The 24,291-nt window shown below is 47.8% G+C and carries 17 protein-coding genes; 12 read left to right on the top strand and 5 right to left on the bottom strand.

The features are described 5' to 3' along the window. The first annotated feature begins 138 nt into the window (after positions 1–138). Together GCE9029_RS02060 and GCE9029_RS02055 are read left to right on the top strand one after the other, a co-directional pair. On the top strand, positions 139–3,039 hold the full coding sequence (locus GCE9029_RS02060) for an HD domain-containing phosphohydrolase (protein WP_062660818.1): 2,901 nt from the start codon (positions 139–141) through the stop codon (positions 3,037–3,039). 141 nt (positions 3,040–3,180) lie between these two features. Next, complete coding sequence (locus tag GCE9029_RS02055) at positions 3,181–6,078, top strand: HD domain-containing phosphohydrolase (RefSeq protein ID WP_062660817.1); 2,898 nt, start codon at positions 3,181–3,183, stop codon at positions 6,076–6,078. Between the two features lie 61 nt (positions 6,079–6,139). On the opposite strand, the gene motY is transcribed toward GCE9029_RS02055, so the two are convergent. Then, positions 6,140–7,018: a flagellar protein MotY gene (motY, locus tag GCE9029_RS02050; RefSeq protein ID WP_062660816.1), complete on the bottom strand. Its 879-nt coding sequence runs from the start codon at positions 7,016–7,018 to the stop codon at positions 6,140–6,142. Positions 7,019–7,182: 164 nt separating this feature from the next. On the opposite strand from motY, the gene rnt reads away from it, so the two are divergent. The 5 genes from rnt (at position 7,183) to GCE9029_RS02025 (ending at position 15,023) form a co-directional block, all read left to right on the top strand. After that, positions 7,183–7,854: a ribonuclease T gene (rnt, locus tag GCE9029_RS02045; RefSeq protein ID WP_062663096.1), complete on the top strand. Its 672-nt coding sequence runs from the start codon at positions 7,183–7,185 to the stop codon at positions 7,852–7,854. A gap of 289 nt (positions 7,855–8,143) precedes the next feature. Beyond that, complete coding sequence (locus GCE9029_RS02040; RefSeq protein ID WP_062660815.1) at positions 8,144–9,460, top strand: porin; 1,317 nt, start codon at positions 8,144–8,146, stop codon at positions 9,458–9,460. A gap of 445 nt (positions 9,461–9,905) precedes the next feature. Beyond that, the gene (locus GCE9029_RS02035) at positions 9,906–11,162 is read left to right on the top strand and encodes an outer membrane protein transport protein (RefSeq protein ID WP_062660814.1); all 1,257 of its coding nucleotides are present in this window, start codon (positions 9,906–9,908) and stop codon (positions 11,160–11,162) included. 23 nt (positions 11,163–11,185) lie between these two features. Continuing rightward, complete coding sequence (locus GCE9029_RS02030; protein WP_062660813.1) at positions 11,186–13,546, top strand: VolA/Pla-1 family phospholipase; 2,361 nt, start codon at positions 11,186–11,188, stop codon at positions 13,544–13,546. Between the two features lie 154 nt (positions 13,547–13,700). Beyond that, positions 13,701–15,023 (top strand): Na+/H+ antiporter family protein, encoded by a 1,323-nt coding sequence (locus GCE9029_RS02025; RefSeq protein WP_062660812.1) that lies wholly within the window; start codon positions 13,701–13,703, stop codon positions 15,021–15,023. A 65-nt stretch (positions 15,024–15,088) separates the two neighbouring features. Here the strand turns inward: GCE9029_RS02025 and GCE9029_RS02020 are convergent, their stop codons facing one another. Then, a complete protein-coding gene (locus GCE9029_RS02020) occupies positions 15,089–15,427 on the bottom strand; it encodes a Grx4 family monothiol glutaredoxin (RefSeq protein ID WP_046302831.1) in 339 nt (112 codons plus the stop codon). A gap of 261 nt (positions 15,428–15,688) precedes the next feature. On the opposite strand from GCE9029_RS02020, the gene sodB reads away from it, so the two are divergent. After that, positions 15,689–16,273, top strand: coding sequence for a superoxide dismutase [Fe] (gene sodB, locus GCE9029_RS02015; RefSeq protein ID WP_002541102.1), 585 nt, complete (start codon positions 15,689–15,691; stop codon positions 16,271–16,273). Between the two features lie 123 nt (positions 16,274–16,396). On the opposite strand, the gene asd is transcribed toward sodB, so the two are convergent. Continuing rightward, the gene (asd, locus tag GCE9029_RS02010; protein ID WP_039850385.1) at positions 16,397–17,515 is read right to left on the bottom strand and encodes an aspartate-semialdehyde dehydrogenase; all 1,119 of its coding nucleotides are present in this window, start codon (positions 17,513–17,515) and stop codon (positions 16,397–16,399) included. A 568-nt stretch (positions 17,516–18,083) separates the two neighbouring features. On the opposite strand from asd, the gene nhaC reads away from it, so the two are divergent. From nhaC to GCE9029_RS01990, 4 genes are all read left to right on the top strand, one after another. Further along, positions 18,084–19,526: a Na+/H+ antiporter NhaC gene (nhaC, locus tag GCE9029_RS02005; protein ID WP_062660811.1), complete on the top strand. Its 1,443-nt coding sequence runs from the start codon at positions 18,084–18,086 to the stop codon at positions 19,524–19,526. A gap of 298 nt (positions 19,527–19,824) precedes the next feature. After that, positions 19,825–20,550, top strand: a complete 726-nt coding sequence (locus GCE9029_RS02000; RefSeq protein WP_062660810.1) for a nucleoside recognition domain-containing protein — start codon at positions 19,825–19,827, stop codon at positions 20,548–20,550. Then, positions 20,550–21,011: a YjiG family protein gene (locus GCE9029_RS01995; RefSeq protein ID WP_062660809.1), complete on the top strand. Its 462-nt coding sequence runs from the start codon at positions 20,550–20,552 to the stop codon at positions 21,009–21,011. Before GCE9029_RS02000 ends, GCE9029_RS01995 begins: the two co-directional genes overlap by 1 nt. An 89-nt stretch (positions 21,012–21,100) precedes the next feature. Continuing rightward, the gene (locus GCE9029_RS01990; RefSeq protein WP_062660808.1) at positions 21,101–22,225 is read left to right on the top strand and encodes a M20 family metallopeptidase; all 1,125 of its coding nucleotides are present in this window, start codon (positions 21,101–21,103) and stop codon (positions 22,223–22,225) included. Between the two features lie 74 nt (positions 22,226–22,299). On the opposite strand, the gene GCE9029_RS01985 is transcribed toward GCE9029_RS01990, so the two are convergent. Together GCE9029_RS01985 and GCE9029_RS01980 are read right to left on the bottom strand one after the other, a co-directional pair. Then, positions 22,300–23,703: a TRAP transporter large permease gene (locus GCE9029_RS01985; RefSeq protein WP_062660807.1), complete on the bottom strand. Its 1,404-nt coding sequence runs from the start codon at positions 23,701–23,703 to the stop codon at positions 22,300–22,302. Continuing rightward, positions 23,700–24,257 (bottom strand): TRAP transporter small permease, encoded by a 558-nt coding sequence (locus GCE9029_RS01980; protein ID WP_062660806.1) that lies wholly within the window; start codon positions 24,255–24,257, stop codon positions 23,700–23,702. The genes GCE9029_RS01985 and GCE9029_RS01980 overlap by 4 nt, the downstream gene beginning before the upstream one ends. Positions 24,258–24,291: the final 34 nt, after the last annotated feature.

Raw genomic sequence — 24,291 nt, 5'->3', positions numbered from 1 at the left:
CTTGGCGCGGATAATACCTTTCGGATAGCAACCCACCCTCTTATCTTCACACTCTCAACCAGCTATTTCCCTCTGCCCTTCGCTTTCCAAAATTTCTGTTAGGCTTTATTTATCGTCTCAACAATAAGACTCCCAAGTATGTTTGGTAAAAATAATACCCTTCAGATACATATCGCCGGTATCTTTTTTATTGTTGTATCTTCGCTTTCGATCCTTCTGATTATATTGAGTTACCAAAACTCAAAGGCGCTCAATGAACAGTTAGCTCTTGAGAGAACCGCGCAAAATGCCGAGCAGGTCAAACTCGCTTTCCAAAAGAAAATCGTTCCCGTTCTAGCCGCCCTTGAAACGCTAGCAGCGTCAAACTACGGGCACGATCTGGAAGCGTCAAATGATGAGGACTGGCTAGCTTCCGTCAATGCGATTATGGAAGTCACACCCGACGTACTTTCCATCTATGTTGGATACGAAGACGAGAGTTCTGCTTTTATCCGCTCCACCAGACCCGCGTTTATGCGTGAACAGTTTTCCACGCCACAAAACTCCCACATCATGGTGGATATCAACCAAAGTAGCGGCGCTCAAGTACGCACTTTTTACGACGAAAAGCTCAACTACATTGGCGAAGTAAGCAATACCATCTCGTACAAGCCTACAACTCGTCCTTGGTACAAAGACACGCCAATGAACGGCGACATATTTATCACAGATCCCTACTTCTATCTGTTTATAAAACGAATGGGGATCACTATTTCCAAGCGTATCCCAGCAAACGGTGGTGTGCTGGCTGCGGATATCACACTGTCTTCCATCAACGAATTTTTAGAGTCTCTACCGCATTCCGGCGATGCGAAAATGATGCTGTTTGATGACAACAAAACCATTCTCGCCCAAAGTGGTATCGCCGATGATTTACCATTAAATTCAACACAAGACGCTTACGTTAAGGCTGCACGTCAATCTCCTCTCAGCTCCTTGTTAGACAAAAATAATCTTTCTGAGGTGGCAGATACTGTCTTCTTTGAAGAAGAAGCTTGGCGGATGAATTTAGTCAAAATTACTGTTGGTAACGACAAAGCGCTTTGGCTTGCTAAAGCGATCCCTGAACAATCCTTGATTGGCAGCGCTATTGAGGCCCGCAATAATCAAATCATTATCACCTTCGCCGTTTTGGGGCTCGGTACTGTGTTGGTCATGTGGGCAGCGGCCAAAATTGCCACACCACTGAAGCAGCTACATGCCACTACTCAGAAGATCCGGAATCTCGATTTTCACGGTGTAAAAACACCCGACTCCAACATTGTCGAAGTGCGGGAACTTTCCGATTCAATCAGCATGATGTCAGAAACGATTGGTGACTTTCTCGACACACTCCATAGTGTCACCAACAACCCACACTTTGAGTCGCTACTGACAGACATGGTCACTCATTGCCACAAAACGGCAGACGCAGACTATGTCTTGATGTGGGCTGCCGACATGGATGATCGAACCCAGCTTTCTCTCGCTGCGCATCACCCAGAAGCTACAAAAGAAACCGACATGGATTTCAATCAACTCCTGCTGGATCTTCCTCAAATGGCTAAGGCGTTGGATAACCATAACTTCTTCACATTCACGCCACAGGAGCACCCTTCCGTTAAAGGCCACTTGCCTGATGAATTAGTCAGAGCTTGGGTATTACCACTTCATAACCGTGAAGACGAACGCGTCGGTTTCGTGTTTATCGGCTTTAACCACACCATCTCTCCGGAACAGGAAGAAAAGCTTAGCTTTATTCAAGAGTTCCTGGGCTTCGCCTCTCTTATCAAGGAAAGTTGGGATCACATCACCGCGCAAAAGAACCTGTTTAAATCCTTTGTCGAAATGTTTGCATCCGCGATTGATACAAAATCCCCTTATACTGGTGGGCACTGCCAGCGTGTACCTGAGTTGACCTTTATGCTGGCTGAGGCCGCAGACAAAGATGACAAAGATTTCGCTGACTTCACGCTCGATGAAAAATCGCGCGAAGCCCTCTATTTTGCAGCGTGGCTTCATGACTGTGGCAAAGTCACTACACCTGAGTATGTGGTCGACAAAGCGACCAAACTCGAAACCATCTACAACCGGATCCATGAGATTCGTATGCGGTTTGAGGTGATCAAACGGGATGCGGAAATCGATTGTTGGAAGGCCATTAGCGAAGGAAAAGACACCGAAGAAGCGAAGCGTGATATGGCAGAGATTAAACAGCAACTTGATGATGAATTTGCTTATATCGCAAACGCCAATATTGGTGGTGAGTTTTTGGATAAAGAGAGCGTAGAGAAAATCACCCGCATCGGCGAACGCACCTGGACACGCACGATAGACGATTCTCTGGGGCTTTCATGGGAAGAAGAAATACGTCGAAAACGCCGCACTTCATCACCACTCCCCTGTCAGGAAAAGCTGTTGGATAACCGTGATGACCACAAGATTTTCTGGACACCTCAACAGCAAGCTAAATTTAAAGACTGGCAATTTAACATTCAGGTTCCCGAACACCGTTTTGACCAAGGTGAACTGTATAATCTTGCTGTTGCAAGGGGAACACTAACAGAAGAAGAACGCTTTGCGATTAATGACCACATTATTCAAACCATCATCATGCTACAGAAACTACCTTACCCGGAACATCTGAAGCGGATTCCGGAAATCGCTGGCGGTCACCACGAGAAATTAGACGGTAAAGGCTATCCACTTGGTCTTTCAGATGCCAACCTTCCGGTAGACGCAAGAATCATGGCCATCGCTGATATCTTCGAAGCGCTTACAGCCAGCGATAGACCGTACAAGAAAGCGAAAAAGCTGAGTGAAGCACTCAAAATTCTCGCTTTCATGGCAAAAGACAAACATGTTGATGCCCGTTTGTTCAGGATATTCATTGAACAGCAAATCTATCTGAAGTACGCGCAAGATTTTCTTCCAGAAAGCCAACATGACGAGGTCGATGAAAACTCTCTATTGGAAATTGTCTTCCCTAAAAAGTCAGTTGAAGAGAGAGCATCACATTGATCGCCGATATTCCGTCGTACTACTTATTTCATTGCGATAAATATTCGTGACTTAATTCAAAGGCTTCATCAAAAAAATTTGTAACGCTCCGCTGTCTGATAGTCTTAATTCAGTGTCTCATAAATAAGATAATGGATTATCATGGCAGGGCGCCGCTATACCCTTCAAATACATATCGCAGGTATCTTTTTCATTGTTGTATCTCTGCTTTCAGTTCTCCTCATTGTATTGAGTTACCAGAACTCGAAAGAACTCAATCAACAGCTTGCTGCAGAGCGGACATCGCAAAACGCAGAACGCATTAAGCTTTCCTTTCAAAAACTGACATCACCCGTGCTTACAGCCATGGACGCGCTGGCAAACTCAGACTTCGGTCATAGTCTCTATTCTTCTTATGATGATGACTGGCTATCGAGTATTAACGCTATTCTTGAGCGAAATCCTGATGTGTTATCCGTCTATGTTGGATATCCCAATGAAAGTTCGGCCTTCATACGATCAACTAAGCCCGACTTTATGAAAGAACAGTTTTCCACCCCAGAAGACAGTCACATCATGGTGGATATCAACAGCAAAGCAGGTCACCAGATCCGGACTCATTACAACGACAATCTAAAAAACATTCGAATCGACACCGACTTAATCAGCTATCAACCCACTCAACGCCCTTGGTACAAAGCCGCTCCTGAAGATGGCAGCATTCATGTCACAGACCCGTACTTCTATCTTTTCATACAACGCATGGGTATCACGCTCACTCGCAAATTTGCAAAGATTGACGGCGTTCTCGCAGTAGATATCACGCTCGATTCACTGAACAAGTTTCTTTACTCGCTCGTTGATACCGAAGAAACTCAATTGATGCTTTTGGACGACCACAAAAGCGTTTTCGCCCACACCGGATTTCTCCCAGGCACATCCTCAGGTGTAAACCAGCGAATGTATCTGGAAGCGATGTCAGCATCACCGTTTAATCACCTTTTTAAGACTAGCGATTGGGAGGAATCAAACACTACCATTCTTCACAACGGTGAGAAATGGTCACTGAATTTAGTCAGGATCAGTTTTGGCGGTGAACGCGGGCTATGGTTGGCCAAAGCCATTCCAGAACGGTTGATGATTAAGAGTGCTCTTGAGGCAAGAAACAACCAAATCACCATCAGCATCTTTGGCCTTCTGATTGGTACCCTGATGGTACTTTGGGCGTCTAAGCGTATTGCCAGCCCACTGAGAGTGCTGGTTGAAGAGACCCAGAAAATCCGTCGACTCGATTTCTCCAGCGTATCGACGCCGACTTCTCAAATCGTCGAAGTCAGAGAACTCTCAGAATCCGTTCATATGATGTCTGACACCATACAGAACTTCCTGCAAACCCTTCATCGCGTTTCCAACAGTTCGAATTTCGATTCACTCATGGCTGATGTCGCACTTCACTGTCAGCAAACTTCCGGGGCCGATTATGTGATGCTCTGGACAAACTCAGCGGATGATAGAGAGAAACTGACACTCACCGCTCAGTATCCTCTTCAGACAGAGGGGAAACTGGTCGATTTGCGAAAACTGCTCGCGGATTCACCGGCAATGGAGAGAGCGTTACAAGGACAACATTTCTTCAGTTTCAAACCATCCTCAACAGATATTGAGCGCGGATTATTGCCAAAGTCATTAAAGCATGGATGGTTGGTCCCGCTCTATAACCGAGAGCAGGAATGCGTTGGCTATGTACTGATGGGCTTTGAAACCTCTCCGGGAAGCGATCAAGAAGAAAAGCTCGAATATATCCGACAGTTCCTTGGTTTCGCTTCGCTCATCAAGGAAAACTGGGATCGTGTGGCAGCGCAGAAACATCTGTTTAAGTCTTTCATTGAGATGATGGCATCAGCCATCGATACCAAATCCCCATACACTGGCGGTCACTGTCAGCGTGTTCCTGAACTCACTTTTATGCTCGCTGAAGCGGCCAGTAAGGACAAAAAACGCTTCCCAGACTTCACGTTAAATAACCAATCACGCGAAGCACTTTACTTTGCTGCTTGGCTACACGATTGCGGCAAGGTCACCACACCAGAGTTTGTCGTGGACAAAGCCACTAAGCTCGAGACAATTTATAACCGTATCCACGAAGTTCGCACCCGATTTGAAGTGCTGAAACGCGATGCCGAGATCACTTACTGGCAAAGACGTCTGGAAGGTGAAAACGAGGCAGAGCTTGATGCCTGGTTAGCTGAAGAACATAAAGCGCTCGACCATGAGTTTGCCTTTGTCGCCAAGTGCAACGAAGGCGGTGAATTTATGGATGCCAGCAACATCGCCAAACTGGAGAAAATTGCAGAGCGCACTTGGATGCGCACCATTGACGATATTCAGGGCCTCTCGTGGGAAGAAGAAGCGAGACGCACTGCACGTGGTAGTTTCATGTTGCCATGTAAAGAGCATGTGCTTTCCGACACCGTCGATCAGAAAATTCCTTGGCTTCCACAACAGCTTAGAACCTTTAAGGACTGGGAATTCAAACTACCGGTGCCACAGCTCCAATACAATCGCGGCGAACTCTATAACCTTTCTGTTCAGCGCGGTACTCTTACGGATGAGGAACGCTTCATCATTAACGACCATATCATCCAGACTATCAACATGCTCCGGAAACTGCCCTATCCTGAACACCTTAAGCGTGTACCGGAAATTGCGGGTGGTCACCACGAGAAGCTTGATGGTAAAGGCTACCCTTACGGACTGGATGAAAACTCTCTCTCAGTCGATGCTCGAATTATGGCGGTCGCGGATATTTTCGAAGCTCTGACCGCTAGCGATCGACCTTACAAGAAAGCCAAAACGCTCAGTGAAGCTCTCAAAATTCTCGCTTTCATGGCGAAGGACAAGCACATCGATGAGCAACTGTTCAGACTTTTCATAGAAGAGAAAATCTACCTCCACTATGCAGAGCAGTTCCTGCCCAAAGAGCAGCATGATGATGTTAACGAAGAGGCCTTGATAGCTATCATCACACCTAAACCCGAGAAAGAGCCAGAGACCGCGTAAAAAGAAAGCCCCGCTACAACGAGCGGGGCTTTCTTTATGAATTCGCGTGCATTTTTTCAGATTAGATAATCGTTCGGCCAAGAGATATCACAACACGGCGGTTCTTGTTTCTGCCGATTGGGCTTTCGTTTTCTGCAATCGGACGACGCTCACCGTAAGCTTCTACCTGAATTCTGTCTTTCGGCAGGCCCAAGGACATAAAATACTCTTCGAGTTTTTCAGCGCGAACTTCAGACATTCTCTGGTTAGCCGCTTTCGCGCCACGCCCATCGGTATACGTCGCCATCAATACCAAATCGATATCTGGGCTGTAACGAACAAACTCGGCAATTTGCGCCAGTCTCGACATAGACGCTTTATTCAGATCATCACCATTCTCATTGTAATGAAGCACAGTAAACGCGATATCTTCAAAAGAGTATGGAAGTAAACGCGCCACACAACTGCTGAATTCGTTGTATGGCTGTTGGAAAGAAACCGAAGACAGCGCAATATCTACACGCTTTCCCCTACTTTGCCATTCCTTGAAGCTAAAAGTCGGGTAACGACCATTCTCCAGCTCTGACAGCATACTCCAGGCAGTTTGCCCATCGACATAGCCATTGAACTGCTTATAGAAACGTAGGCGATCGATATATTCTGCGGGCTCACCAGCAAACCAAACCGGAGGCATTGATATTAAGGAGACATTTTGCGTTTCACCCATCGGACGACGCATCTCCAACTCAAAATCCAGATTGATTTTCTTGCTGGCACGGGAAGTAAATGTCGCCATGCCGTAATTGGGAACCATATGTTCGATACGACACTCAATTGGCGTATCCACCGTCACCTTCCAGACAGATTCCGTCGGCTTCGCTCCGTAAAACTTACTCGCTGACACCGAGAGTGGTGCAAGGCTTGCAGCAATACATAATGTCAACAGCGAGGCTTTCTTCATACTATGGCATTTCCTCTGACTAAGTGAAATGGTATTGCTTACCTTATCGGAAGGCAGGCGCGTATCTTTAGCCTTATTTTAATCGCTCGCGCCAAAACTAGAAAATGAAAATCCGGCCAGCTTCTGACATAATGCACGCCTCATTTTCACAAGTTACCCGAAGCATGACCCAAGAAACCAACCTAAATACGCTTAAAGCAAGATTTCGTGGCTATTTTCCTGTTGTTATCGATGTTGAAACCGCAGGGTTTAATGCCCAAACAGACGCCCTGTTGGAAATCTGCGCTGTCACATTAAAAATGGACGAAGACGGTTGGCTCTCTCCCGATAAAACGATTCACTTTCATGTTTCACCGTTCGAAGGCGCAAACCTTGTGAAAGAAGCGCTGGAATTCAACGGCATTAAGGACCCTTTCAGCCCCCTGCGTGGTGCGGTAGAAGAGGAGCATGCGTTGAAAGAGATCTTCAAGCTGATCCGCAAAGAACAAAAAGCCGCGGGTTGCCAACGGTCGATCATGGTCGCGCACAACGCAAACTTCGACCACAGCTTCGTGATGGCAGCGTCTGAACGCAGTCACCTCAAGCGTAATCCATTCCATCCGTTTGCCACTTTCGACACTGCAGCACTGAGTGGATTGGCCTTTGGGCAAACTGTGCTGGCAAAAGCCTGCCAAACCGCCGGTATCCCTTTCGATAACCGTGAAGCACACTCTGCCCTCTACGATACAGAGCGAACTGCCGAACTATTCTGTGAGATCGTTAACAAATGGAAGAAATTGGGCGGCTGGCCGATTTTCTCAGCGGAAGAAAAATCCGAACAGAGTACTAGCGAATAAGCATCCAATCACGAACATTAAAAACGGCGGAATAGCATAAATTTAAAGGCATTCCGCCGTTTTTTTTGTCAATCAAATCAAGCGTTTTAAACAAAAGTCTGAAATTACTCTCAACAACCATAATTTTAGGGTCTAGATCTCGCGCAAACTATTGATAACAAAACTACAACATTTGGCAATTTGCTACTTATACTGTCTTAGAACGATTCGACACCTGCGCCGAAAACACTCGAGTGCTCAACGTCGAAGACGAAAACAATAAAAGGCAGTGACAGAGAGGCAATACCAAATGAAACGTTTTACTCAACGTACCCTAATCTCAACAGCCATTGCGCTGGCCACATTCCAGGCCCACGGCGCTGGTTTCCAAATCAGTGAACATTCCGCAAGCGGTTTAGGTCGCGCATTTGCCGGTGAAGCAGCAATCGCTGACAATGCCGCGGTCGCTGCCCGTAACCCGGCAGCAATGACAATGTTCGATTCCGCACAGGTTTCGGGTGGTCTTTCGTTTATCCAGCCGGATGTGGATGCATCCGTTGACTCACTAAACGGAAATCCAGGTTCAGCTGTTCCAAACACCACATCAGAACATAGCGACGTAGCGCCGGATGCAATTGTCCCATACGCGCACTATGTCGATCCTATCAATGACAAAATGGCTTGGGGCGTCTCAGTATTTTCAAACTTTGGCCTTTCAACGGAGTATCCAACCGATTCAGTAGGTGCAGCTATTGGCGGACAAACTGAGCTAGTCACCATCAATTTCGCGGGTAACTTTGCTTATAAAGTTTCAGAACAGCTAAGCCTAGGGCTTGGTGTAAACGCAATTTACGCAGACGCTGAATTGAAGAGACAGTATGGTGGGCTTTACACCAGCCTAGGCGCATCTTCTCCGTCTGATGAGCTAGCATATCTTGCCGGTGATGGCTGGGGCTTTGGCTGGAATGTGGGTGGCCTTTGGGAGTTTGATGAAAACAACCGATTGGGTGTTGGATACCGCTCGGCCGTCGACATCACGCTCGAGGGCGATTACCGTGGCTCATCAACCGCATTTGTGGGCAAAACAGGACAAACAGTCCCTGGTGAATTGGAACTGAACTTACCTGACATTTTCGAGTTCTCTGGATACCATGGATTCGACCAGTGGGCGCTTCACTACAGCGTCATGCGTATTGGATGGAGCAGCTTCCAAGAGCTTAGAGCAACATCATCAGCGGCTGACTGCTCTCGACTTGGTATTGAACCGGGTGTATGTCTTCAAAAAGATGAGAAGTGGGAAGACAGCTGGCGCTACGCTATCGGTGCGACCTACTTCCTGAACAACAACTGGACGCTTCGCGCAGGCTATGCGATAGATGAGAGCCCAGTTCCTGATTCACACCGTACTCTTAGCATTCCTGATACAGAACGTCATTGGTACTCGCTTGGTGCAACCTATGACTCAGGCAGCAATTGGTCTATCGATGCAGGTTTTGCCTACCTGAATGGTGACGATGTAAAAGGAACGGAGGTTGAAGCTCTTCCTGGCAATAACTCAGCAACTTATGAGTTTACCGCTGGCGGTGACGCTTACATCTTCGCATTGGGTGCAAACTACTCCTTCTAAGCATCTGTTTCACAAAAGAGAAAAAGCCGGTTCTTTGCAATCGGCTTTTTTGTTTCCCGTCACAAAAGTGAAATTCCACTGTAACAGGCGTGACTTGATTCTCTTCAGTTTTCTACTCAAATTCAAACGCTCGCTCAAAATCCCACCATGTTGTGTCCATTCATTAATGAGTTAATACAGGCACTTCAGAAAATGATAATCCATATTAGTGTATTTACTTAAAACGAGAGTTTTAAAACTAGGCATAAAATACCGAAAATTCAGACACTCACGACACATTTAACACCTATTTAACATCACTGCATGTCATGACATATTAATCACCGTAAAGATCCGACCAGTAGTCATAATAAATTGCTATAGGCTGCAACGTTTTTCCAACTTATTGAAATAATTGGATTTTGGTTAATTATTGACCAACTACTCAATTTGGACGAGAGGCTGTATGTCAAAAAAACTATCAAGAAGCGCCCTTGCGGTTGCCATTGCTCTCACCGCCCCAAGTGCTTGGAGTGCGGGTTTTCAAGTCTCAGAACATTCTGCCAGCGGATTAGGCAGAGCTTATGCTGGTGACGCTGCTATCGCAGATAATGCATCGGTCATTGGTAGAAACCCCGCTCAAATGACACTTTTTAAAGAAAGCCAAGCATCCGGTGCTATACATATCGTTAATCCCGAAATTGACGTCACTGACACCACTAGTGGTCAAAAAGCGTCTGACGTTGCCCCTATGCAACTTGTTCCTGCCTCTTATTACGTCAGCCCTATCAACGATAAATGGGCTTGGGGTGTTGGTCTTTATACCGTCTACGGTGTTGCTACGGATTACCCTGATGCTTTCCAAGTAGGTGATGCTGCCGGTGACACTTCTCTTGCAAGCGTCAATCTAAACCCTTCAATCGCATACCGAGTCAATGACCAATTGAGCTTGGGTGTTGGTGCAAACATTGTGTACGCCATCGCTGAATTGAACCGCCACCTTGGCGGTACTGCTCCCCTGTTTGGTGACTCCTTCACTGCCAGTGACAAATTGATCAGTATGGAAGGCGACACGTGGGGATTTGGTTGGAATGTCGGCGCGCTATTTGAACTCGATGAGAATAACCGATTCGGCGTTGCTTACCGCTCAGAAGTTGAACTCGATTTTGAAGGCGATTTCACAGACCATCGAGGCTCGGTGACAGGGACGGTTGGAAATAAGGTGACTGGTAATTTGTCCGTCCCTCTTCCTGCAATTGCAGAGCTGTCCGGCTTCCATCAGGTACGTGATGATCTAGCCGTTCATTACAGCATGATGTGGAGCCAATGGAGCTCATTTACTGAACTTAGAGCAACCGGAAGTGAATGTGCCGCAGACGACGTTCAAGGTGTGTGTTTCCAGAAAGATGAAGACTACAAAAGTGTATTCCGTTGGTCGATTGGTACAACGTATGACATCTCTGATACGTGGACACTTCGTGCAGGATTTGCCTATGACGAGAAAGCTGGCAAATCCACTCTAAGCATCCCGGACTCGGACAGATATTGGTACTCCGCTGGTGCAACTTACCGCTACTCTCCCTCGCTCACATTTGATGCTGGCGTCACTTACATTGCGAGTAAGTCAGGCACATTTACCGAGAGCACACGGATCGGAGAACGAGAATTTGACTCAAAAGGTGCAGCATATATTGGCGCACTTCAAGCCAACTACACGTTCTAAGCACAATTGCAGGAGACTTAAAGATGTATAAAGGACTAATTGTGAACAAAAAGCTCGTTGTGCTTGCTGTAGCATCCGCTTTGGGCGTAGCCGCTTGTGGTGGCGACGCTGAATTAAGTGGCGGAACAACCAACAATAGTTACGAAGAATACATTCAGGAAAGCCTGAAATCACCAACGCAAGTAGACTTCCAACTTGCCGGAGCTGGATCCAATGTCCCAGGGCCTAGCTTCATATTGATGAACCAAACTGACGGAACATTGGATATTCCGACAGGAGGTAACAACGCCCTCTCTAACCCCGCAGCGGCTATGGGTACTATGGATGGCTGGTCAGTCTCTATGCCAATGATCTTGTCATTCAAAGGGGCAGGCTTGGCCGACGGTTTTGCCACGACAGGCATTAACATCGTGAAGCTCACTGAGGGCCTTACTTCAGAAAACCCAAGCGTTGAACGCGTTCTTCAGCTCGGTGTGGACTTCAACGTTTTGACGAGCGCGGATTCAGATACCGCAGTTGTGATTTTTACACAACCACTTGAAGCTTCATCTGAATATGCGTTTGCGATCACCAATGCATTTACTGATGCCAATGGTGATGCCGTAGGCATGACAAGCTCGTACGCTACCTTGATATCTCAAACCAATCCAACGGTTGTAGATTCATTAAAACCAGCAAGTGCCGTAACTCAAGGGATTAACACCATCTTTTCTGCTTTAGGTGTTCAACCTGAAGACATCGTTTACAGTTCTTGGTTCTCAACCCAATCTGTTGGTGACACTTTGTACGCAACGAAAGGTGCGATTGCCACTGGTGCTGATGCGGGTAATTTCAATGCAGTGTGGAAAGGTTCTGCAAATCCCAACAATGTAGACATGTCTCAGGCTTATCTGATGTCTGTGCCCGCTTCAGGCCAAGACTACGCCGCAGCCATTCAAGCTGATTCGAACTTTGCCACCTACATTGACCCGAATGGAACAGCAACACCTTTGCTCGTTGGCTCCTATGCTGCTAACACAGTCACTGTAACGAAAGGAACCGTGAAGCTGCCTTACTTCCTGGAAAAAGGTGCTTCGACGTGGAATAGCACGCCGTTCGAGTCCGGAATGCCGAGCCTTGCAATCATTTCCAATGCATTAGGTGATAGCAGCGAAGCGGGCACGGTCACCCAACAGTTGGTAGAAGCAGGAATTGATGTTTCAAAGCTAACTGACGACACTACAGAGCAACTAAAACTTGTTGGTTTAACACTAGAAAACAGTGCTGGAGCACAACTGGATTCAGAGCGTATCATCACCAGATACAGCCCTGTTCCTCAGGTTAAATCTCTGGATGATGTGCCGTTCATCCTGTTCACACCAACAACACCTACCGGCGCTTTGGAATTAGTGATCTATCAACACGGTATCACCTCAGCGAAAGAGAATGCCTATGCCTTCGCTGCAAACCTAATCAATGGTGCGCAAGGTGTGGGGAAAAACCTTGCTGTTTTGGCCATAGACCAACCTATTCACGGCGAACGTAGCCTCGATGCAACTCGCTCGGCGAATGTTGATCCTACAAATTATCTCAACCTGACCTACTTACCTGTAGGACGGGATAACCTGCGCCAAAGCGTCCTGGATAATGTCGGTCTGCGTGCATCAGTCACCATTTCTCAAGCGTCTGGTTTATTTGCTAATACACCACTCGCGACACTTGGCGATACCACAGCAACCAACCCTTCGTTATTCGGTCATTCACTGGGTGGCATCACGGGTTTTGGTACAGTCGCAACAGCGAACAATACTCTGAGTGATGACGACACGGACAATAGCGATGCCGATGCATTGTTCAAGTTTTCTCGAATTGCAGCGGCAAACACTGGTGGTCAAATCGTGAATCTTTTGATTGCCTCGGGTTCATTCGGTCAGTTGATCTCTGATACGGTAACTGCTGGTGTACCAGATGCAGAAAAAGAAAGCGTGCTTAACCAATTTGCGTATGCTGCACAAACCGTCTTGGATACCGTAGACCCATTCAACCTTGTAGGTCTTGAAGACTACACCGACACCAACGTATTAAACGGTTTGCCGATCTACATGCAGCAGGTGAAAGATGACGACACAGTGCCAAACTCAGTAGCGACTGCTCCATTCGCAGGAACAGTACCACTCGCTACAGTGCTCAGTTTGACTGTGGTAGATAGTGCATCGCAAACCACCAGCAATGGACGAAACTTTACCAAGTTCAGCGATGTTGGAGAGCACAGCTCTGTAATTGCACCACAAAAAGAGGATCTTAGCGATGCTGGCCATACAGCAGAGATGCAAGGTCAATTGGTGCAGTTCCTGAGCGGTGTTGCTGAAGATTTCACAGTCAGCAATGCTTCTGTTCTAGAATAACCCTCCTGAAAGGCCAGCACCCGCTGGCCTTTTTTCTCTCCAAGCCAATTCCTTTCAAATTCCCCTCGACAACGTAAAAAATATCAGCAAACTGTGATCTTCGTCTTTTTGGGATAGATTTTGCCCCGTTGGGTATTTGTAGGGATAGGAAGTAATGAATCCAGTTGTTATTGCTGTTTGCGTGATGCTGGCGTTGGCACTTTTAAGAGTCAACGTGGTGGTTGCGCTAACATTTAGTGCCGTCTTGGGCGGCATGGTCAGTGGTCTAACACTGTCCGAAACCATTTCTGCGTTTGAAGGTGGCTTAGGTGGTGGTGCAACCATCGCACTGAGTTACGCTATGTTGGGTACCTTTGCAGTAGCGATTAGCCGCTCAGGTATCACGGATCTTCTTGCGCAATCCGTTGTGAAAAAGCTAAACGGTAAAGAAAGCCAAAATGCTTCTGCGGCACTGAAGTATATGGTGCTTGTGGCGCTTGGCCTGTTGGCAATCTCGTCTCAAAACGTGATTCCCGTACACATCGCATTTATCCCTATTGTGATTCCACCTTTGCTGCATGTGTTTGCCAAGCTCAACCTTGACCGTCGATTGGTGGCCTGTGTGCTGACCTTTGGTTTGATCACTCCTTATATGGTGTTGCCAGTAGGTTTCGGCGGCATTTTCCTGAACAACATTCTGCTGAAGAATTTGCACGACAACGGCTTGGATGTCGTGGGCAGTCAGGTGCCTCAAGCCATGTTGCTACCAGCGGCTGGTATGTTGTTTGGTGTGTTGATTGCTGCCTTTATCAGCTACCGCAAGCCTCGCCACTATTCGGAAGAAAAGATCCTAGCTGCAGAGCCGGAAAAAGCTGAGTTCAAACCCCAGAATATTGTCGTTGCGGTGATCGCTATCGCGGCTGCACTGGGTGTTCAGCTCACCACTGGCTCTATGATTGTCGGTGCACTGGCTGGCTTTATGGTGTTTACCTTTGGTGGTGTGATTAAGTGGAAAGACACGCAAGACGTGTTCACCCGCGGCGTTCACATGATGGCGATGATAGGCTTTATCATGATTTCTGCAGCAGGTTTTGCGGCAGTGATGAAAGCGACAGGCGGTGTAGAAACACTGGTTGCTTCTCTGGCATCCACTATTGGTGACAACAAACCACTGGCAGCACTATTGATGCTGGTTGTTGGCCTTCTGGTCACTATGGGTATCGGTTCTTCGTTCTCAACGATTCCGATTATTGCCACCATTTACGTGCCACTGGCGTTGGCGTTTGGTTTTTCACCGATGGCAACTATCGCCTTGGTAGGTACTGCAGCGGCCTTGGGTGATGCTGGCTCGCCTGCTTCAGATTCAACCTTGGGCCCAACTTCAGGTCTGAACGCCGATGGCCAACACGAGCACATCTGGGATACCGTGGTTCCGACCTTTATCCACTACAACCTGCCACTGATTGCGTTTGGTTGGATTGCAGCGATGACGCTGTAACCAGAGTGACAAATACAAAAAAGCCGCTGTTTTTTCAGCGGCTTTTTTTATGAGAAGGAAAACATTTAGCTGTTTTCTTCTGCGTCGCGGCGTGTCGCTGCGTTTTTGATCAAAGGCTGGAGCTCACCCTTCTGGAACATTTCCAGGATAATGTCACAACCGCCGATCAGTTCACCATCAATCCACAGTTGTGGGAAAGTTGGCCACTGTGCGTAGATTGGCAGCTCAGCGCGGATATCCGGGTTTTGCAGGATATCGACGTACGCAAATTTCTCACCACACGCCATCAGCGCTTGGCTAGCCTGAGAAGAAAAGCCACAGCTAGGCAGCTTCGGCGAGCCTTTCATGTAAAGCAGGATTGCGTTCTCTTCAATCTGCTGTTTGATTTTATCAATAGTTTCCATTACTTCCTCGAACACCAAGTGTGATGATGACAACGATTCTAACTGTGTTAGCGATGGAAAAAAACGCCTAAAATCTCTAGGGTCAAATTCCGCCGCTTTTTTTAAAATTATTCTTTTAATAAAGTAAAAACTTGCTAAACTGTTTCGCAGTCGGTCTATAAGTAGATTCGTTCACTTATGGGTACTACCTAGAGTGTACGACAAATCTACAGGAAGCAATAATGTCAGGGGGCGACCCCGCCTATCATGGAGAATCGAGTAATGGCATTTCAACTACCAGCTCTTCCTTACGAGAAAAACGCGCTTGAGCCACACATCTCTCAAGAGACTCTGGAATTCCACCACGGTAAACACCACAACACTTACGTTGTTAAGCTAAACGGCCTGATCGAAGGTACTGAGCTTGAGAACAAATCTCTGGAAGAGATCGTTAAGACTTCTACTGGCGGTGTTTTCAACAACGCAGCGCAAATCTGGAACCACACTTTCTACTGGCACTGCCTGAGCCCAAATGGTGGCGGCGAGCCTACTGGTGATGTTGCAGACGCAATCGCTAAATCTTTCGGTTCTTTCGAAGAATTCAAAGCGAAGTTCACTGATTCAGCAATCAACAACTTCGGTTCTTCTTGGACTTGGCTGGTGAAGAAAGCTGACGGTTCTCTGGATATCGTTAACACTTCAAACGCAGCGACTCCACTGACTGAAGACGGTGTAACTCCACTGCTGACTGTTGACCTGTGGGAACACGCTTACTACATCGATTACCGTAACCTGCGCCCAGACTACATGAATGCGTTCTGGGCACTGGTTAACTGGGAATTCGTAGCACAGAATCTGGCTGCTTAATTCCAAGTTAAACGTTTAAGATTGATAGATACCTCGCCTCGGCGGGGTATTTTTTTGTGTGTTTACTAGGGGTAAAAAAAAGCCGCTGTAGTCAGCGGCTTTTGTTCAATCTAAAAGTCGCGTTTACGCCACTTCAGAAAGGATGATGCGCAGTGTACGGCGCAGCGGCTCAGCTGCACCCCAAAGCAATTGGTCACCCACGGTGAATGCATTGAGGAAGTCGTTGCCCATTGCCATCTTACGCAGACGGCCAACAGGAACAGACAGTGTACCGGTCACTTTGGTTGGAGAAAGCTCTTGCACCGTGATGTCACGCTCGTTCGGGATCACTTTCACCCAATCGTTGTGTGACGCGATGATGCTTTCAATTTCATCCATTGGCACATCTTTCTTCAGCTTCAGTGTGAGCGCCTGGCTGTGACAGCGCATCGCACCGATACGCACACAAGTACCATCGATAGGTACTGGGCTGTCTTGAATGCCAAGGATCTTGTTGGTCTCAACCGTCCCTTTCCACTCTTCTTTGCTCTGACCGTTCTCACGTTTCACGTCAATCCAAGGGATCAGTGAACCCGCCAGCGGTGCGCCGAACTCAGACGTTGGGAAATCACCTGAACGCATGGTTTCAGCAACCTTGCGATCGATATCCAGAATAGATGTCGCAGGGTTTGCCAAGTCCATGCTGACAGCGTCGTTGATGGTTCCCATCTGGGAGATAAGCTCACGCATGTTTTTCGCGCCAGCACCCGATGCTGCTTGGTACGTTTGCGCTGTCATCCACTCAACCAGACCTTCCTGGTAAAGGCCACCCACTGCCATGAGCATCAGGCTGACAGTACAGTTACCACCCACATAGGCTTTAGTACCTTTGTGAATGCCTTCTTGAATTTGTTTGAAGTTCACTGGATCCAGCGTGATGATCGCGTCATCTTTCATACGCAACGTAGAAGCTGCATCAATCCAGAAACCTTTCCAGCCAGCCGCCAGCAGTTTTGGATATACCGCCTCGGTGTAGCTGCCACCCTGACAGGTGATCACGATATCCAGCGTTTTCAGGCTTTCGATATCAAATGCATCTTGCAGCATGCCTGCATCTTTGCCGTAGTTCGGCGCAGGGATGCCTACTTGAGAGGTACTGTAGAATACTGGCTCGATAACATCGAAATCACCTTCTTCTACCATGCGCTGCATCAGTACAGATCCAACCATACCGCGCCAGCCGACTAAACCTACTCTTTTCATTCCCACTCACACTCCATGTTATTAAAGCTTTGCCCCTATCTTGAAAATTAACGACTCAAATAACAAGCAAAAACTGCATCTTTTTGCCCATGAGCTGGACACATATCAAGGCATTTGCGCCGTACAACAAGACTTAGTTGGAAAAATAGAAATGAGGGAGTAATGAGTCTGCATTACTTGGATAAAATACAATCTCCCAAAAAACCGCCCATCCACGGAAGATAACAAAACCACTAAAAACATTTTAATTAGTCTTAAATGCCGAAAAATTAAGCATTAGTAAAATTAAATCCAATCACGAAACATTTATTCACACTTCAAATAAACAGCACCCCAACATAAAAACCAAACTTTCCATAACATTTAAAGCACAAAAATCATCATTTAAACCAGTAAAAACAACCTACTCAGTTCAAAGCTCACATAAAACGAAATACTTGTTCACCTATTCTTAGCCGATTCGATAAAGTAGGCGCCGCCAACAGGAAGGCAGCATTGATCAGCCCAATACGGATATCGATCAACAGTGACAGTTGACGGGCTAAAAACAAAACGAAAGGTTTGAACTATGCAAAGACACCCGGTGCGACTTCCTTCTGTATTCCAAGTATTCGCAGCGCTAGGTCTGTTCCTGTTAATGGCGTTTTCTTTTACAGCACAACTAGACCTGCCTATCCAGCTTGCGCTCTACATCGGCTGGTTCGTGATCATCGGACTCGGCATTAAGCTGGGACACAGCTACAAAGAATTAGAACAAGCAGCCACCCAAGGCATAGCCAATGGTCTCGGCGCGGTTTTGATCTTGTTGGCAGTTGGCGCTCTGGTCGGTACCTGGATAGCTGGCGGTATCGTTCCCACTATCATTTACTACGGTTTAAAGGCGATTCACCCTTCTATTTTCCTCGCCGCGACCATGATTATCTGCTCGCTGACTGCATTGGCAACCGGCACCTCCTGGGGCGCTGCGGGTACCGCTGGTATCGCGATGATGGGTATTGGACAGGGCTTGGGCGTTCCCGCCCCCGTGACTGCCGGAGCTGTACTTTCAGGCTGTTACTTTGGCGATAAGCTGTCACCGCTTTCTGATTCCGTAATCCTCGCTTCCTCAATGTCCGGCGTGGAAATTGTTGAACACATTAAAGGCATGCTCCCAATCGCCCTGATTAGCTACATCATCACGGGTGTTCTCTTTACAGCGCTGGGTCTGCATTACGCGGGCAACGTTGACATGGCGCAAGTCAATGACGTAATCGTAGCGATGGAACAACAGTTCGTGATCACCCCACTGAGCTTCGTACCTGTGGCTATTGTGTTGGTATTGCTGGCGATGCGCCTGCCCTCATTCCCAGTAATTTCTCTGGGTTCTGTGCTGGGTGTTGTCTGGGCCATCGTGGTTCAAGACATGAACCCACTGGCAGCAATGAACACCGCTTGGGCACCTTACTCGATAGAATCCGGCGTTTCTTTCATTGATGCGATTTTGAACCGTGGCGGTATGGAATCCATGCTGGGCTCTGTAGCGGTGATAGTGTTCGGTCTAGGCTTCGGTGGCCTGCTTGATAAAGTTGGAGTACTCGAGACTATCGCCAAGCTTTTCGAGCGCAAGGTTGAGTCCGCGGGCAGTCTGGCAACGTCGACTATCGGCACTGCGTTCCTTGGTAACGTCTTTGGCTCAGCCATGTACGTCTCACTGATCCTGACCCCTAAAATCTGCGCCAAAAACTACGATCGCCTTGGCTACCAACGTAAAAACCTATCCAGAAACGCCGAATTCGGTGGTACGCTGACTTCGGGTATGGTGCCTTGGAGCGACAACGGTATCTACATGGCAAGTATTCTGGGTGTAGCGACGCTTTCCTACGCGCCGTTCATGTGGTTGAGCTTCGTGTGCATTGTCGTCACTATTCTGACTTCTTACATGGGTTGGTTCGTTGATCGTTGCCCACCAACAACTGAAGTGTCAGAAGTAGCACAAACTGACACTCTCGACGCAGTTGCGCAGAAAGCCTGATTCGATGTGATTTAAAGAGGCGCCTTCCCATGCGCCTCTTTTACTTTTCATTACCCATGTAAAACATTTTTTCCACCACATTTCATATCGATGATGAATGTTTTTCCAAAACAGAAATCTATCGATAACGCCTTTGGAACAGGTCAGCAACACCAAAATAAGACCTAGATCTCATATCACTGCAAAACCACCAGCAACCTTCAGTTTCTGTAGCACGGATTGATTCCCGTCAACTTTCCCCACTGCAGCATAAGCAAAATCAATTTGTTCTTTTATTTAAAATTTTTGGGGAAACACTATGTCTACTCCTGCGCAACAGACGCGCAAAGTCACCGTCGGCAGCTACATTGCCCTCGCCTTTGCCGTCGTATTCTTTTCGGGTCTGCTTCAATCCAACCAATGGTATGGCATCTTTGATTTCACCACGCTGAACGGCTCATTCGGTAGTGTGGTTTACGATGTGAATGAAACCGCTGAAGGCGTTGAAGCAGCGACCACGTCTCTACGCGGTAAAGGTGGTAGCGGTGCGCGTGACGGTTTCCTATTTGCCCTGACGCTGATCCCAACCGTGATGTTTGCGCTCGGCATGATTAACGTTCTGGAGCACTACGGTGCGCTGGACGCGGCACGTAAACTATTAACCCCTCTTCTACGTCCGTTGATGAATATTCCCGGCAATACTGGTCTCGCACTGATCGCATCACTGCAAAGCACTGATGCGGGGGCAGCCATGACCCGTCAGCTCAAAGATGAAGGTCAGCTCACCAAGCGAGAGACCGATATCTTCACCATGTTCCAGTTCTCTGCGGGTGCCACCATCGTTAACTTTTTCTCTTCCGGTGCCGTGCTCTTCACCTTAACGCTGGCTGATGGCTCTATGGCCGTCACCTCTTCCATTGGTCTGGCTGTCGGCGTGATGTTCATCTTCAAAATCATTGGTGCAAACTTGTTCCGCGTTTACTTGAACATCACTGAAGGCAAAGAAGACAAAGCAGAACAAACGATGACCGAGGAGAAAGCATAATGAGCGTTGCAAAGAAGCCGATGGTAACTGACATTTTCGTTGATGGCGCAAAGAAAGGCTGGAACATTGCGACCATGTCTACCGTGCCAAACGTTCTGATGGCCTTCGTGATCATCAAAGCGTTGCAAATTACCGGTGCGCTGGATGCCATGGGAACCGTGTTCTCACCAATCATGGCTATTTTTGGCCTTCCGGGTGAAGCTGCAGCGGTGCTGATTGGTGCATGGATGTCGATGGGCGGCGCTGTGGGTGTGGTTATCACCCTGTTCGACCAAGGTATCCTGAACGGCGAACACATCGCGATTCTGGCACCGGCTATCTATCTGATGGGTTCACAGGTTCAGTACCTCGGCCGTATTTTGGGTCCTATCGGTACTGAAGGCCGCTATATTCCGGTGATGATTTTCATCTCTGTGATCAACGCATTCGGCGCAATGTTCGTGATGAACATTCTGGTTTAACCACTTTTCAGGCACAGCATTCGTTGTGCCTTTTTCATTTGAGTCTTTTACCCCCAGGGTCTGTTGACCTTAAGAAAGCGGGAGATTTTATGAGTTTTGATTTGAACGCGTATCTGGAAGAACTGCGCCCACTGATCAATCTGGATTGCGGCACTTTAACGGTCGAAGGCATCGAAAAAGTGGCTGACATGATGGCCGCAAAATACGAAGAAATGGGCGGCTGGAATATCAAACGCGTTGATTGCGGCAAAGCGGGCTCTGGCCTGGAAATCCGCAACAAGCCAGAAAGCGACGTGATCGATCTGATGCTGATTGGCCACATGGATACGGTATTCCCTGTTGGAACTGCAGCAGCACGCCCAATGAGTGTTGATGAACAACGCGCTTATGGCCCAGGCGTATCTGACATGAAATCCGGTTTGCTCAATGTGGTTTATGCGCTTCGGATTCTCGATAAGACGGTGCTCGACAAGATATCGATTTGCGTGTGCATGAACCCTGACGAGGAAATCGGCTCCCTGCACTCTGAAGCCTGGCTCAAGTCGGTCGCGAAAGATGCGCGCACCGTGCTGGTTGCAGAAGCTGCCCGCGCTGATGGCTCGTTGGTAAAAGCACGTAAAGGCATGGCGCGCTACAAATTGACCTTCAAAGGCAAAGCCGCTCACGCTGGTAACGAACCGCAAAACGGCCGCAGCGCGATTTCAGAAATGGCGCACTGGATTCTGGCTATCAATGCGATGACCAATTTTGAATCTGGTACCACACTGAACGTTGGCGTCGTTAACGGCGGCGCAGGTGCCAACATTGTTCCTGAACATGCTGAAGTGGTTGTCGACGTCCGTTTCTGGGATAACGATGAGTACGCCGATGTCGACCAGAAAATCCGAACTCTGACTGAAACACCTTTTATTGAAGGCGTGTCGGTTGAACTTGATCGCCAAGCTTACAAGCCTTCTATGGTGCCAAACGAAAAAACGGAAAGCCTGATGGCAATGGTTGAGGAAACCGGCCGTGAACTGGGCATGAACATTACCTGGCAAGCGGTCGGCGGCGGTTCAGATGCCAACCTGACCGCAGTGCTGGGTGTTCCTACGCTGGATGGTCTGGGCCCAATTGGCGCGGGTTTCCACAGCGACGAAGAATATCTGGTACTGGAGTCTATCGCACCACGTATCGAACTGCTTAAGCGTGTGATCACCAAACTTGCAGGCTGATACGCGTTTTAGAAACAACAAATTCTGAAAAGAAGAAAGGGGCGTTAACGCCCCTTTTCATATGGTATCGATTGTCAGGATTTATAGCCCCTGAGCGAATCGAGATAATCCGGCAGGAACAGCGATATTTGCGGAATGTAGGTGATCAATATCAGGAAGAACAGCAACAGACCTAACCAAGGTAGAGCAGCCTTGATTGCCCAGCCCATGCTTTCTCCAGTGATACCCGCCGTCACAAACAAGTTCAGTCCAACAGGTGGCGTCAGCATTCCGATCTCCATATTCACCACCATAATGATGCCAAGATGGATAGGGTCAATGCCCAACTGAGTGGCAATTGGGAACAGGATAGGTGCCATGATCAGCAAGATGGCTGAAGGCTCCATGAAGTTACCCGCAATCAGCAACAGAATGTTGACCACAATCAGGAAACCCCAAGCCGGTAAGCCCCAGGCGATAATAGATTCTGCAATGGTGTGGGGAATACGTTCTGTCGTTAGCACATGAGCAAACAACATAGCGTTAGCGATGATGAATAGCAGCATAATGCTGACTTTCGCCGCATCACGTACCACATGGTTCACTTCCTTGTCCGTGAAAGATTTCACCATCACCAGAGGCAGCGCCGCAAAGTTTCGCAGCAACATGGAAATGCTACCTTCGCCTTCTTTGCGCCAAGGTGTGTTTTTAAGCGGGCCAATATCTCGGTAGCCCCACACACTCACCAACCAAGCATAAACAGCGGCTACAGAAGCTGCTTCCGTTGGACTGGCGACGCCTCCGTAAATCGAACCCAATACGATGATGATCAACATCAGGCCGCCAAGAGCATGAAGTCCTGATCGTGTCAGCGCACCAACACCGGGAAATGGCTGTGAAGGCAACCCTTTGATACGCGCAACAATATATATTGCAATCATCAAGATACCGCCCATCATCAGACCGGGTATAAAGCCTGCCATAAACATACGAGACGCCGACACTTCGGTCGCAGCCGCGTATACAAGCATCACGATCGAAGGTGGGATCAAAATCCCCAACGTTCCCGCATTGGCAATAACACCTGCTGCGAACGCTTTTGGATAACCGGCTTTCACCATACCTACGATGACGATTGAGCCAATGGCCGCCACCGTGGCAGGAGAGCTGCCTGATACCGCCGCAAACAGCATACAAGCCATGACAGAGGCCATTGCGAGGCCACCACGGATATGACCGACAGAATCAATCGCAAAGTTAATCAGTCTGCGCGCAACGCCGCCCGTCGATAAGAACGCAGAAGACAGGATAAAGAAAGGAATAGCCAATAAGGTGTAATGCTCACTGGTTGCCTCAAACAGCTTTAATGCGATAGAGGCTAGCGAATCATTAGAAAACATCAAAATGGTTGCAACGCTCGACAAACCCAACGCAATCGCGATTGGCATGCCCATGAACATGCAGAGAAACAGCAACCCAAATAATACGGCGATGGTCATTTGTTTTGCTCCTCCCGGCTTTCCATTTCCTTCGTGACTTCTTCAGCGAGATGCATGCTCTCTTTGGCTTCATCTACCAGTCCAAAACCAGCTCGGGTTCCCGTCAGAACTTCATAGCCAATGGTCAGAACCCTTAACGTCAGCAGACCAAAACCCAGAATCAAGCACGACATGGCTTTCCATTTCTCAATCGGCATGTCTTCCATTTCAATGCCAATCATTTTCATCTTGCTGAGATAGATCCAAGAGCCATAAATAAACAGGCCGCAATAAACTAAACAGAGCGCAAGCGCGAACAGCGTCACCGCTTTTTGTTTGTTAGGCGGAAGATGTTTGATAGCCGCATCCACACCGATATGCGCACCTTCACGCAATCCCCAGGATGCGCCCATCAGAACTAACCACGCAGATAGATAGAGCGTCAGCTCCTGAGCCCAGAGCAAACCCTCGTTGAAAAAGAAGCGAAGAATCACTTCAAAAAACACCAGCAGTGTCATTGTCACCAGAAGCAGGCCAATTGCACCCTCTTCGAAACGGTGTAACAACTTAACCATTTGAAACTCCGATATTAAAAAGCCCGACCCTGAT

This window comes from Grimontia celer, from assembly GCF_900055185.1.
Classification (GTDB): Bacteria; Pseudomonadota; Gammaproteobacteria; order Enterobacterales; family Vibrionaceae; genus Enterovibrio; species Enterovibrio celer.
Note: the sequence above shows the minus strand (reverse complement) of the source record. Positions and strands in the feature narration are given on the sequence as shown.